Consider the following 13,674-nt stretch of genomic DNA (forward strand, 5'->3'; position numbering starts at 1 on the left):
CCCAGCCGCTTTTTACAGCATGGTCTCTACAAATTCTTCGATCGTCAAAATTTGCTTTGGCAAGCCGAGCGTATGGCTCAATCTGCTAATGTGCGGCTGCTTCAGCATGCTTTCTTCCAAAATCGCGTGATTCCAGAAAATGTCCCGCTTGTTCGTATCCGCTACTACATTTTTGTGGGCCATGACGATGACACGCTCAAAATTTTGCACGACAAACTCCATGTCATGCGTGATCGTAATGACGGTTTTGCCTTCGCTTTTCAAGGCGGCGATCAGGGAAGAGATGCGTTGCATCCCTTGCCTGTCTTGGCCTGCGGTCGGCTCATCGAGAATGATCACATCGCAATCCATCGCCACTACTGCCGCCATGGTCACGAACTTGCGCATGGAATACGGCAAATTGTACGGGTTTTCCTGCAAGTACGGCTCAATCCCAGCCAGCTTCGCCGCTTTCATGACATTTTCCTTCGTTTGCTCTACAGACAAGCCGAGGTTTTTTGGCCCGAACTCGACTTCGCTGTAGACATCGCTATGGAAGATCTGGTCATCCGGATTTTGGAACACGTAGCCTACCTTGCGCGAAATTTGCGCGGTCGTATGCTCTTTTGTATTCCAATCATCAATAATAACATCGCCTTTGGTCGGCTTCAACAAGCCATTCATCAGCTTTACCGCCGTCGTTTTGCCCGCGCCATTTTGGCCGACGATGGCGACCGTCTCGCCTTTGCCAATCTCCATGGAGACGTTTTCTACCGCTGTATGTCCGTTCGGATAAGCGAAAGTGATATTTTTCAAGGAAATGAAGCTCATATGCGAACTCCCCTTTCTGCCATCCACCAGTTCATTTCTTCGACGGCCTGCTCTTCGGTAATCGGGATTTTGCGCAGCGGCACTCCGCGTTTTTTCAGCTCCAGTCCCAGCATGGCGTACTGCGGAAGCATGACATCGTAGGAGAGCGCCTTTTCATCGGAGAGGACGTCTTGCGTTGTGCCCTCCATGACGATTTCGCCATCGTGCAGCAAAATGACGCGATCCGCAAATTCGGCAATCAGTTCGATTTTGTGCTCGACCAGAATGATCGTCTTGCCTTTTTCCTTCATGATCTGGATGATCTCGAAAACTTCTTCCGTACCTTGCGGGTCTAGCTGCGAGGTCGGTTCGTCGATGACCAAAATGTCCGGCTCCATCACGATGATCGAGGCCAAAGCGACGCGCTGGCGCTGACCGCCGGACAGTTCAAACGGATTTTTGTCACGCAGATGCTCGATCTTGACCAGCTTCAAAATCGCTTCTACTCGCGTTCGAATCTCGTCAGGATGCACCCCGAGGTTTTCCAGTCCGTAGGCGACTTCCTCGAACACGGTTTCTTTGACGCCACTGATTTGAATGAACGGATTTTGGAAGACAAAGCCGACAGACAACGACAACTCGCCCAATGTGCTCTCGACGATGTTTTTCCCGTTGACGAGCACCTCGCCGCGCAAGTCCCCCCGATAAAAATGCGGAATGAACCCGCGCAGAACGTTGCAAAACGTGGTTTTCCCTCCGCCGTTGGGGCCAACCACAGCGTACAGCAGTCCTTTTTCGATCTCGATGTTGATGTTTTTCAGGACGTCGATCTTGCCCGTCGGGTATTTGTAGCTCATGTTGGATATTTTGATTACGCTGTTCATAACAAAATCCTCCCCGCAATCAGAATCAGCAAGGCAACGAGCATTCCGATCCGCACGGCCGTGTCATGCTTGGTTTTATATATTTCGTACAGGTGTGTTTTCTTGACTGGCGCAGAAAAAGCGCGCGATTCCAATGTAATCGCTCTTTCCTCCGTGCTTGCCAGCGAAGAGAGGATCAGCGGACTGATTGTCGGGAGAAACGCTTTTGCCCGCACCATCATCGTCCCTTCCGTTTCCACACCTCTCGTTTTTTGCGCATCCATAATGACACTCGTCTGCTTTTTCATTTCCGGAATGATTTGCAGTGTCGCCAGTACGACATAAGCCCCTTTTGGAGGCAGCCCCAGCTTTTCAAGCGAATACACGAAGTCTTTGACAGAAGTAATGCGGAAAAACAGGATGAACGCCGAACCGATCGCCAAAATCCGCGAAGTCATATTCAAGCCGTACAAAATGCCTTCCTGGGTGATTTTCAAAATGCCTGCTTGCCACAAAATTTGCGCGCCCGGATAGAAAAAAGCTTGCATCAGGAAGATAAACACGAGCAGAATCAACAGCCCGTTGCGAACGAGTGTGATAAATTCCTTGCCCTGCCCCGCCGCGATGGCGATGATCAGGCACACTGGCAGCATCGCATAAGCGTACCAGTAGGTTGGGACGATGAAGACGGAGAGCGCGATGAACAAAGTAAACAACAGCTTCGTTGTGGGATACAAGTTAAGGATGTAGTTGGTCTTGGCAGCTTGCGACATAATCCTTACCTCCTCTTCCATGGGGTAAAATGAATCGCTGCCTGGCCTCCTCGAACAGATGCCCAAAGAACCAGACAGCGATGAATCACGTTTAGTCTTTCATGTAAATTTGTCCATAGTTAAGCTTGGACAAATAGCGGTCAGACATGTTGCGAACGATCAGGAAGCAAATGAATGCCGACAGCAGCTTGTCGCCGATTTCCTGAATGAACTGTGTGGAGAACACAGCCGTCCAGATTTGTTGGCCGGATGCCAGCAAGACAGCGGTAATCGCTCCGCCAGTCGAACCGGTAACGCCGCCAAACAAAATGACAGTGATCGGAGCCGCAATAATAGTAGAGACGAATGCCAGGATAATGCCCGCGATAATTACTTTCCAAACCTTCTTGAACATCCCTTTCATGGAAAGGAAGCCTGCTGCCAAGCCTACTGCCATGGAAACGAGGGAGAAGGGGAGATAAACCGGGTTGAAGATCGAGTTGATCAGGTTGGTAATCAAGCCTGCCACGAGCGCTACCCACGGACCTGCTACCATGGCGATAACCAGTGTGCCGATGCTGTCCAAGAAGATAGGCAGACGAAGCAGCTGAGCAATTTGGAAGCCGACCATGTTGATGGCGACGCAAACAGGAATCAGCAGGATTGCCATGAGAGTGAAGTCATTCTTGATGCCGGTTTTCATACCAGAATCCTCCTTTTGCTGAAAAATTTTTATACAAACTGCTTGATGGCAGCGTGTAGCATATCTGCAAAACGTGCTCTGTCAATCTCGAACAGCACTTTGGCGTTCGCCGGTTTGCCCGTCACGCGGTTGTAGTCCACGACGGTGCAGCCTGTGGTCAAGCGGCCGGATGTTTCAATCTCGACGTAGCAGTCCAGTCCGCGGAACAGCGTCGGGTCAAGCAAGTACGCGACTGCGCAAGGATCGTGCATGTGCAAGCCCTCCACATGTCCCGGCTCTGCCAGAAAATGCGGCGTGTTGGAAAGATTGAAAAAGTCGAGCAAGCCTGCCATGACTTGGCCTGTCTTGTTGCCGATGTGGCGAATGCGGTCGATATCTTCCTGGAACAGCTGCGCTTTCAGCGTCACATCAAGGCCGCTCATGATGATCGGAACTCCGGAGCGGAAGACGATATCGGCTGCCTCCGGGTCAACGTAAATGTTGAACTCGGCTGCTGGCGTGATGTTGCCGCCAAAGCAGGCCCCGCCCATCAGCGAGATGCACTCGATCTTTTCTTTCACTTCCGGGTAGGCGTTCAACAGGATCGCCACGTTGGTCAGCGGCCCGGTCGCCACAATGGTAACGCTTTCTTTTGCATTCAATAAAACATCACGCATCGCATCCAACGCGCTTCTGTTGCTGGCGGCAAACTTCGCCTCGCCCAAGTCCGCGCCGTCAATGCCTGTCTCTCCGTGAATATCTTCGGCAATAATCAGGTCGCGTACCAACGGCTTGGGAGCCCCTCCTGCCACTTCGATATCGGTTACCCCGATAAAGCTGAGCAGCTTCAACGTGTTGTTCAACGTTTTGTCCGGCGTCTGATTGCCGGCACTTGTCGTAATGAGCTTCACATCCAGCTTGTCCGATGCGAGCGCCAGCAAGATTGCCAGCGCGTCATCGTGTCCGGGATCGCAGTCCATGATAATCGGTCTTTTCATCGCTTCCCTCTCCCTTTTTTGGTGGCTTGGTGACGATTACAGTTTGGTTGTGCTCTGGCGGATCATCAGCTCCGGCTCCCAATACACGACCTTTTGCTTGATCCCCTTTTTCTTGATGCTTTGAATCAAGATTTTCGCCGCTTCCTTGCCCATCTGGTAGGCGGGCTGGCGAATCGTTGTGAGCTTGGGCATCAGGGTGGAAATCAGCCGGATGTCGTCAAACCCTACGACCGATACATCGCGCGGAATGCTTTTGCCAAGCTCCTGCGCGGCTTCGTAGACGCCGATTGCCATCAAGTCGTTGCAGGCGAAAATCGCTGTGACCTCTCCGTCAGCCAGCATTTTTTTCGCGACCTCATAGCCGCCGTCGATCCGATAGCCGCCAGAGACGATCCATGATTCCTGAACGGAAATCCCTGCTTCGGCCAACGCTCGCTTGTAGCCTTCGACACGATCCTGGGAGTTCTGCACGCTTGGCGGCCCGCTGATGCAGCCGATCCGCGTGTGGTTTTGCTCCAGCAAATGCTTCGTCGCCATGTAAGCGCCTTCTTCATTTTTCATGTAAACACCGCTGTAAGCGTCTCCGGATTCTCCCCGGTCAATCAGGACGACTGGAATGTCGGCCGCGATCAGCTCGTCATACAAATCCTTGGAATACTTCGCCGTGCTGGAGAAGATGATGCCGTCCACTTTTTTCTCTGTCATCAACTGGACGTATTTCTTTTCTTTTTTCGCATTGTCATCAGAATTGCCTAGGAATACGCTGTAGCCTGCCTTGTTTGCGGCATCCTCAATCCCGCGCACCAAATCCGGAAAAAACGGGTTGGTGATATCGGGAAGAATCAGCCCGATCGTGCTTGTCTTGCGTGTGATCAACCCGCGAGCCAATGCATTTGGCTGATAATTCAGCTCCTTGATGATCGACTGGATGTACTCCCGCGTCTGCGGCGAGATGCCTTCCGATTTGTTGTTGATCACCCGTGAAACCGTTGCGGTTGATACGTTTGCTCTCTTGGCAATGTCCTTAATCGTAATCGCCATGCCCTCACCCTTTTTAGGTAAACGTTTACGTAATCGTTTACTTAACAAAATAGTCCTTTTCACACAGGTTGTCAACGTATTGTTTTTGCAGTTTTCCGAAAAAAAAAACTCCTTGCTTCACCCTACTCCCCGATTTATGATGGGACTACTATGGAGCTTTTCTTGGACAAACCTCCTTGCTAAGTGCCTCACCCTCACCCTTTTTCTGGTGCAGGACTTTCTTGACAGGAGAGGGGAAAACTCCATGAATACCGCACACTCCAGCTTCAAGCCCGTCTTGGCTGGCATCGTCTCGTCACTCATTTTCGGCTTTTCGTTTCTGTTTTCCAAAGTGGCTTTGGATGAACTGCAAAACAATACGATCCAGATGATCGCCTATCGCTTCGGCATCGCTGCGGTTGTGCTCGGCCTGTTGAAGCTTGCTGGCGTCATCAAAATATCGTATCGGAACAAGAGCATTGCCCCGTTGCTTTGGCTCTCGTTTTTTTATCCGTTTCTGTACTTTATTTTTGAAGCGCAAGGCATCCGCTACACCTCTTCCTCCGAAGCGGGTACGATGATCGCGCTGATTCCGATTGCCGTCACCATCATGGCGACGATCTTCCTCAAGGAAAAAACGACGCTTTTGCAATGGCTGTTTATTGTATTGTCCGTCGGCGGCGTGCTGTTTATCAATTTGATGAAATTCGAGGCGCAATCCAGCCTGACAGGCATCTTGTACCTGTTGGCGGCCATTGTCACTTCCGGCGTCTACAACATTTTGTCGCGCAAGTCCTCAGCGCAATTCAGTCCGCTGGAAATCACCTACGTCATGATGTGGACAGGCGCGCTTATTTTTAATACGATCGCGCTCGGGCAGCATGCCGTGAATGGCACGGTCGACCAGTATGTCGCACCGCTCGCCAATCCGGCTCTCTTGCAGGCGATTTTGTACCTCGGCGTTCTCTCGTCTGTGGTCGCCTTCTTTTTGATGAATTACATGCTGGCCAAGCTGGAAGCCTCCAAGGCAGCCTCCTACTGGAATCTCAGTACGGGTGTCTCCATCATCGGCGGCGTGCTGATCTTGCACGAATCGTTTTACTGGTACCAGGCGGCAGGGATTGGCTTCATTCTCATCGGCGTGTGGGGTGCGAACCGTTTTGGACAAAAGCAAAAACCGCAGCCAAGCCAGGCCAAAGCTCATTAACGGCAATTGACATCCAAAAAAGCCAGCCCTCCGAGTGCGGGGCTGGCTTGATTTATCGTTGGGCTGTAAACTACTGGTAGTTCTTTTTTGCGAGATCACTTCAGTCAGGAGGTCACAAAATGCAACCCGTCATCCATCATCCGTGGACTCTCACGGAGCAGGAAGCCATTTCTCTGCAAAAGCAACTGGCCCTGCAAGTCAAAACAGAAGATCAAGTAAAAGAAGTGCAGCATATCGCCGGAGTCGATGTCGCCTACCATGTAGCGGAAGATGTGCTCGTCGCCGGAATCGTCGTTCTGGATGCGGCAAGTTTGCAAGTCGTGGAATCTGTCGTCGTTTCGGATTCGGTAGCTTTTCCGTATATTCCGGGTCTGTTCTCGTTCCGGGAGCTTCCCCCGCTGATGAAAGCATTCGAAAAGCTGCAAACCGTGCCGCAACTGATCGTTTGCGATGGGCAAGGCATCGCTCACCCGCGCAGATTCGGACTTGCCAGCCACGTCGGACTTTTGTACGACATTCCTGCTATCGGCTGCGGCAAAACGCGTCTGCTTGGCGAGTACGCACAGCCCGATTCACACAGAGGAGCCTGCTCTCCCTTGCTGGACGAGGGCGAGATCGTCGGCGCTGTTTTGCGCACGCAAGCGGACACAAAGCCTGTATTCGTCTCCGTCGGGCATGGCATTTCCTTGCCGACTGCCTGCGAGTGGATCACACGGCTTGCTCCCAAGTACCGTCTGCCGGAGACGACGAGACAAGTCGATCAGTTGGTGAACAAAGCATTGGCTGGCTTGGGCAACTAAGCGCTTTGCTCTGTTTTTTTGCTTTGCCGCGCTGCGCGGACAGCTTTTGCCTGGACCGGACAAGGACAAGTCAAACCCTCGCAGCGACGTGCTTTAATGCAAGGTCGGCCAGACGTTTTCGTCATGCTCGTCAAGCACCGCTTCCAGTTGCTCGCCATCGAAAACAGCGAGATAACCGGGAGGCAGCGCCAGCACCTGCAAGACAGACGGGCGGTGTTTCAACAGTTGGAAAATGTAGTACGATTGTAAATCATCGCTGTCCACTTCCCCTTCCACTGGCCCGAGATACCAGCCTGAATCGCCGTCGCCTGCATGGTCGCCACGCTGCAAATAAATCCGTTTTTGCTCCAAGGCGCCTTTGGCGACGACGATCTTGTCCTGGAACAAGGCGGCTTCACCCGCGATCTGCAACGTTTGCAGGCAATGGTTTTGCGCCAGTTGCACATAGAGCGACACGGACAAGTCCGGATTGGTGTCCGTGAACGGATTGGTATCGTAGTCTGGTGCCACGACTTCCATCTGCCCATCGCGTTCGTTCACGATGAAAATAGTCCACCCTACTTGAATCTTCGCGCCATTTTGAATCGGCCCGCTCTCGTTTTCCACATCCGCCAGCAATTCGAGCAAAAAGTCGGCCTGCTTCGCGAAAAACTCCCGGCAAGTCACCACGAAGGTCCTGTTGCCGATTTGCCGGGAGCGTTGACAGAAAGCAGACGACTGATTGTCGGGAAACGGTTTGTTGCTCATCGTTACCATCCTTTCTCCATCGGTATATCGATATGTATGTTTGTACGAAAATAGTTCACTCACAGGCAAAACATGCACGTTCATTGTCAATAGGGTAACACGATTCCAACAGCAGCGCAGCATTTTCCCGTTGAAATGGCGACGCGCGAAAAGACGCGTTTGGACGGGTAAACCATAGCTGAGTCGCTGGGTTGTTGCTTCGTTCGTGCAAAAGAAGCAGGAAGAGGGATGCCCCCTTTCGCTCTGCCCGAGGCAGGTTCACGGAGCGATCCCTCCCTTGTTCTTTATTTTTGTGTGAACGGCGCTTCCAGCAATTGCGCCAGCCTGCTTACATTCGGCTCCATCATGCAACTGAAATGGTTGCCCTCAATCGTAATGACGTCCAGCTCGCCAAGGCATACATCCTGCCAGAAGGACAGCGTCGTGTCATCTGTGCGCGGCAGGAACAAGAACGGTTCGCTCGCCAAAAGGAAGCGGATGTCGCCCATGTACGGCAACGGCGTGTAGCGGGCGGCTTTGAAGCTTTGGCGGAACACCTGGCACAAGCCCTCCGCCATCTCGATCGGCATTTGTTCTCCGGTTGTTCTGGCCTTCGCTTCGACATAAGCCTGGAAGCGCTCCGCTTTGCTGACCGCAGCCATTTGGCCAAACAGCTCTCCTACCTGATCCAACCCGGCATCTCCGCCAATCGTCACGGCAGCGCCTTGCGGAATGCACTCTCCGTGCCGCTCCACGAGCTGCATGACGCCACGAGCCAAATCTTGCTCATCCACCTTGCCAAAGCCTGCCTGCTCCAGCGAAACATTCAGGTTCGGGATAAAGAGTGTTTCGACGAGCAAATCGTCATCCACTTCGGTGAAGATCGGCGGAATGTCGATCAACACAAGATCCGCGACCTGCACGCCCCGCTCCATCAACCGCCTTGCCACTTCGACGGCGATCAGGCCGCCCAGGGAATACCCGATCAGTTGCAGTTCGCTGTGCCCTGTTGCCATCAGGCATTCGGCGTAATCGTCTGCAACTGTCTCGATCAGTTCTGCCGAGTCAAGCGAGCAGTAGCGTTCCATGTCAGCAATCGCCACACCTACAATGCTGCCGATCCCTTGCGCTTTGAGGTGCTCAAGCAGCGGACGGAAAATGTCCATCGTCCCGAGCACAGCGTGGAACACGACGCGCAGCGGCCCTTCCTGCGCCGTTCCGTACGGAATCAGCACAGCGTTGCTTGCACTGTTTTGCTGGTGGATCGTCCATGCTTCCTCGGTATGCGGCTGCTCCTCTTGTTCACGGGAGCGAATAAACTCAGCCAAGTCGGCTACCGTTGGATAGTTCAGCATTTGCCGCAGCAGAGCGTCGAACGGGATGGCTGGTTGCACCGGGTCTTCCGCCAGCTTGTCGCGCAGTCTTCCCGCCACCTGCGCCATGATGAGCGAATCCGCGCCATGCTCGTAAAAGCTTTGCGAGCGACCGATGGAAGCCAGCCCGAGCGATTCCGCCCACAGCTTAGCCAGTATGCTTTCCAGCTCATCCAGCTTCTCCTCGCTCGCGGCGACCATCTCTTGTGTTCCGCTTGCAGCGGGACGCCATTTTGCCAACGTGCGCCGATCGACCTTGCCATTTCCGGTCAGCGGCAGTGCATCGACTACTTGCACATGCTGCGGCAGCATGTACGCAGGCACATGACCTTTCAAAAATGCTTCCAGCTCTTGCGGACGAACCGCCAGTCGCTCCTGCTTCATCCGTTTGGCGAACAAATGGAACCCGAGGGCAGTCAGCTTGTCGTCTTCTTGCGGCAGCAGCAAAATCGGCTCGCCTTCCTCTTCTTGCAGCTGGGCAAGCCAGTCATGGCGATCCAGATAGGACGACTCCAGGCGCAATTCGTCTCCTGGCTCCATCATCATGAATGCTTGCGAAGCCAAAATCCACAAATGCTCAATCGTCGGCTCCGTGAAAACAAGCCAGCCGTCCGGGCGAATCAGCTCCCGCAGCCTGCTCATGCTGGCTGGTATGTCACGGGCATTTTCCAGTACCCCTGCCGCCAGCACGACGTCGAAGCTGTTCGGAGACAACCCTTGTGCCCGGTAGTCTTGGTCAACATCGAACACGCCGAAGCTCACGTGCGGATACTTGGCGAAGCGCTGCTTGGCTCCGGGAATGAAAAACGGCGCGACATCGGTAAAGACGTACTCGATCGGATAGCCTTCCAGCGCTTGCAAAACGTTCCCCGTCGTCGCTCCTGTTCCGGCCCCGACCTCCAAAATGCGCAGCGGCTTGCCTTCGTGTCTTTGGGCGATTTGCTGCAAAAGCAGGCACATGCAACGGTTGAGATAACTCGCCATGATATGCTCAATATACAGCGTATGGACGTGATCCCATTTCCCCTCGGGGAACAGCAACGCGACCGGGTCCTCTTCGCCAGTCAAAAGCTCTGCCAGCTTTTCTGCGTTTTTGCGAACGTAAGCGGTAAAGCCGTCCGTTCCCAACATTTTCGTCCAAATGCCCTCCGCGGACGCCCAGCACTCGCCGACGAGCTGCTCACTGACAGTCTGTTCGCTGCGATACTGCTCAGCAGAAAGCGCGGTCAGCAGCCCGGCCTGCTCCAGCCTTGCAACCCAGCGGCGTACCAGCCAGTGATATTTCGGCAAAATTTTCTCTGGATGCAAAATCGCTGCCAACGGCTCGACTCGATTCGCTGCAAAAAACCCGAGCTTTTGCAACGCATGAAGCATGGAATGGAGCACAGCCTGATCCAGACTGGTCATCGCCGCTTCGATTTCCTGCACGCTGATGTGCGCCGCGATCTCCCCTGCCGTATCCCCGATGCCGCTGACTATTTGGGCAAATTCGGCCGCTTCCGCGCTGCGGTCGCGTTCCGGTTTGCGAGCTGGCTCCACGATTGCAAGCAGCGTCGGCTCGTCGCTCGCTTCATCCAGGACCACTCCAGCGGTGGCGACAGCAGGGTGCTTGAGCAGAGCAGATTCGATTTCTCCCAGCTCGATGCGATGCCCGCGAATTTTCACCTGGTTGTCTTCACGGCCAAGGAACTCAATCTCGCCGCCCGGCCGATAACGTCCCAAATCTCCGGTGCGATAAAGTCGCTGCCCATCTTCGGGGTGCAGGAAGAAGCGTTCCTGGGAAAGTCGCTCGTCACCCGCGTAGCCTTGGGCCAGGCCATCTCCGGTAATGTACAGCTCGCCTGTGACCCACACCGGGCAATCGCGCATGTGCGCATCGAGCACCCGGAAGCCCTGGTTAGCGAGCGGCTGTCCGTACGGAATGCTGCGCCAGTCGAGCAACAGTCCTTTGTACACATGATAAATCGACCAAATCGCCGCTTCCGTGGCTCCCCCCAGGCTGACTGTCTGCGCGAACGGCAGGCGCTTCGTCATCTGATCCGGCAGCGACAGGGGAATCCAATCGCCTGAGAGCATAGCCAGCCGCAGCTTGGACAAGCATACTTCCGGCGTGCCTTCCAAATAGGTGACGAGCATCTGCATCATGGCGGGAACAGAATCCCACACGGTGACTTCGTGCGCAAGAATCAGCTCTACCCAATGCGACGGGTCTGTTTGCCTGTCCGGTTGCGGCAGGACGAGCGCGCCCCCTACCGACAACGGGCCAAATATGTCGTAGACGGACAAGTCAAAATTGAGCTGAGCCAGTCCGAGCACCTTGTCATTCTCGTTGACCGCAAAGCGGCGATTGATGTCGACAATCGTGTTCGCCGCAGCGCGGTGGCTGACGACGACGCCTTTTGGCTGCCCGGTAGAGCCTGACGTGTAAATGATGTAAGCTGGCAAGTCAGGATTCGTGTCAGGCAAAATGAGCGGCGTCTGCTGCTCCGCCACCTGGTCGACGTCCACGCGTTGAAGCGCCTGCGGCCACTCTGCATCTGATTCGGAGGCAGTCAGCACAAAACGAATGTCGGCTTGTTCGGTCATCGCCTGCCTTCGCAACAGCGGTTGCTTGGCATCAATCGGCACGTACACGCCCCCGGCAAACAGCGTGCCCAGCACGGCGGCTACCTGATCGACGCCTTTTTCCAGCGCAATCGCCACGCGGTCCTGCTCGCGGCAACCAAGCTCTTTCAGCTTTCCGGCGATCGCCGCAGCACGTCTGACCAGCTCTGCATAAGTCAGTTGACCATTTGCGTCAATCACCGCCGGGCGGTCCGGCGTCGCCATCGCTTGCGCCACGATCGGCTGGTGCAGCGCGTAGTCAGGCAGCGGAGCCTGTGTGGCGTTGATCTTTTGCCGCTCTGCTTGCTGCCATTGCGGCAGGGCAAGCTCGCCGCCCTCCTCCCAGCGCTGTTCCGATTCAACCAACGCTTGCAGCAAATCGGCGAATGCCGCAAACATGTCGTCTACCATCTTTTCCGGAAACACGCCTTCCCGCACGTCCCAGTTGACTTGCAACCCTTCGGCGCTGTCCATCGCCTGGCAGTCGATGAACACTTGTGGCGTCTGGCTGATGCCGTATTCGCCGATTTTGCCGGAAAGCCGCTCTCCCTCCGCGATTCCGACAAGTCCGATCGCGCTGGTGAAGACAATCGGCATCAACGCTGCTTCGCGCCCGCGTCTGCGCGCCACCTCGCGCATGACCTCGACGCCGGAATAGAGACGATGATCCAAATCCTCGAACAATTGCTTCTGAATCGCTTTTGCCCGTCCCTGGAAGGAACGCTCCGCTCCCCAGTCTACGGCCAGCAAACTGACCGAAGTGAAATCCCCGACGATATCTTGCACGCGATCATGCAGCGGCTGGCGGTTCAACAGCGTCAAGTTCAGGCTGAACGCCCGATTTCGGCTCCAGCGCTCGATGACGGCGGCATAGGCAGTCATCACAGCGGCAGTCGGAGTCAGTCCCCGCTTTTGCGCCCGCTGCTTGAATACGTCCCATTTGGCCGCATCCAGGCGAATGAACTCCCGGCGAAAACGCGCCTTGCCCGCCTCAACTTCTCCCTTGGCAAGCGGCAAATCCGGGGTCTGCGGCAAATCATCGATGCGCGACAGCCAGTACGCTTTGTCCCGCGAATAAGCTACTGTCTCCCGCAACGTGCGTTCCGTCAGCACGTAATCGCGGAACGTGATCGGCAGCTCGGGCAGCCTTTTTCCCGGCTCCTTGTAGAGCGTCTCAAATTCAGACAGCAACAGCCAAATACTCGCCCAGTCAGCAATGAGAAACTCCATGGAAACATGCAGCACGGCGCGATCTGCCGTTTTGGTCACGGCGATGCCGTAGAGCGGCCACTTGTCCGTGTCATACACGCGATGCCCCATGTTTTCGCGGATCGCTTCCAGTGCACTCTCGGCTCTGACGTTGTCCAACATGCTTGTGTCTGTATAAGGCACGTTGAAGCGCGGCACTTCTGCCATGACCCGCTGTTGTCCGTCGGAGTCAATCGTCGCACGCAGCATATCGTGACGCGCAATCAGTTGATTCCATACTTCCTCGACCCGTACCGGATCAAGCTGTTCGTAATCAAGCTCCAAATAAATGTGGCACGCCACGCCGCCGTAGCCGAACAGCTCATACCGTCCCAGCAAGTAAGCCGATTGCACATCTGTCAGGGGAAAAGGCGTAAAGCGGGCGGCCGGATCAGGCACAACCTCGACTGGCTGCGCCTCTTTTTGCAAAAGAGCCACGATTTCTGCTTTTTGTTCGCGAAGCATCTGCAAATCTTCGGGGGCCAGGCTGCCTTTTGGCGCCTTGTAACGCAGGTTCCCCGCTTCTTCCCAGATAGACACACCTTCCTCGCGAAGCCGCGTCAAAAGCTCGATACTACTGATCTGGATGTTTTGGGACATTTGCACACACTC

10 protein-coding genes are annotated in these 13,674 nt (G+C 54.6%); 2 read left to right on the forward strand and 8 right to left on the reverse strand.

The genetic code is table 11. The features are described 5' to 3' along the window. Positions 1–12: 12 nt before the first annotated feature. The 6 genes from HP435_RS21275 to HP435_RS21300 form a co-directional block, all read right to left on the reverse strand. A complete protein-coding gene (locus HP435_RS21275) occupies positions 13–810 on the reverse strand; it encodes an energy-coupling factor ABC transporter ATP-binding protein (protein ID WP_173599910.1) in 798 nt (265 codons plus the stop codon). Then, positions 807–1,673 (reverse strand): energy-coupling factor ABC transporter ATP-binding protein, encoded by an 867-nt coding sequence (locus HP435_RS21280; protein WP_173599909.1) that lies wholly within the window; start codon positions 1,671–1,673, stop codon positions 807–809. Before HP435_RS21280 ends, HP435_RS21275 begins: the two co-directional genes overlap by 4 nt. Beyond that, on the reverse strand, positions 1,670–2,425 hold the full coding sequence (locus HP435_RS21285) for an energy-coupling factor transporter transmembrane component T (protein WP_173599908.1): 756 nt from the start codon (positions 2,423–2,425) through the stop codon (positions 1,670–1,672). Before HP435_RS21285 ends, HP435_RS21280 begins: the two co-directional genes overlap by 4 nt. A gap of 91 nt (positions 2,426–2,516) precedes the next feature. Continuing rightward, positions 2,517–3,107 carry an ECF transporter S component gene (locus HP435_RS21290; RefSeq protein WP_122963815.1) on the reverse strand — a complete coding sequence of 197 codons (591 nt, stop codon included), beginning with the start codon at positions 3,105–3,107 and terminating at the stop codon, positions 2,517–2,519. 29 nt (positions 3,108–3,136) lie between these two features. Continuing rightward, complete coding sequence (locus HP435_RS21295; RefSeq protein WP_173599907.1) at positions 3,137–4,084, reverse strand: nucleoside hydrolase; 948 nt, start codon at positions 4,082–4,084, stop codon at positions 3,137–3,139. 36 nt (positions 4,085–4,120) lie between these two features. Further along, complete coding sequence (locus HP435_RS21300; RefSeq protein WP_173596789.1) at positions 4,121–5,125, reverse strand: LacI family DNA-binding transcriptional regulator; 1,005 nt, start codon at positions 5,123–5,125, stop codon at positions 4,121–4,123. A 244-nt stretch (positions 5,126–5,369) separates the two neighbouring features. Here HP435_RS21300 and HP435_RS21305 point away from each other — a divergent pair, with 244 nt between their 5' ends. After that, on the forward strand, positions 5,370–6,311 hold the full coding sequence (locus HP435_RS21305) for a DMT family transporter (RefSeq protein WP_173599906.1): 942 nt from the start codon (positions 5,370–5,372) through the stop codon (positions 6,309–6,311). Between the two features lie 119 nt (positions 6,312–6,430). After that, on the forward strand, positions 6,431–7,111 hold the full coding sequence (gene nfi, locus HP435_RS21310) for a deoxyribonuclease V (RefSeq protein WP_122963811.1): 681 nt from the start codon (positions 6,431–6,433) through the stop codon (positions 7,109–7,111). A 93-nt stretch (positions 7,112–7,204) separates the two neighbouring features. Here nfi and HP435_RS21315 read toward each other — a convergent pair whose 3' ends face one another. Continuing rightward, positions 7,205–7,858: an immunity protein Imm33 domain-containing protein gene (locus HP435_RS21315; RefSeq protein ID WP_173596787.1), complete on the reverse strand. Its 654-nt coding sequence runs from the start codon at positions 7,856–7,858 to the stop codon at positions 7,205–7,207. Positions 7,859–8,142: 284 nt separating this feature from the next. Beyond that, positions 8,143–13,662: a non-ribosomal peptide synthetase gene (locus tag HP435_RS21320; protein WP_173599905.1), complete on the reverse strand. Its 5,520-nt coding sequence runs from the start codon at positions 13,660–13,662 to the stop codon at positions 8,143–8,145. Positions 13,663–13,674: the final 12 nt, after the last annotated feature.

Origin of the sequence: Brevibacillus sp. HD3.3A (assembly GCF_013284375.2) — a bacterium.
Lineage (GTDB): Bacteria > Bacillota > Bacilli > Brevibacillales > Brevibacillaceae > Brevibacillus > Brevibacillus parabrevis.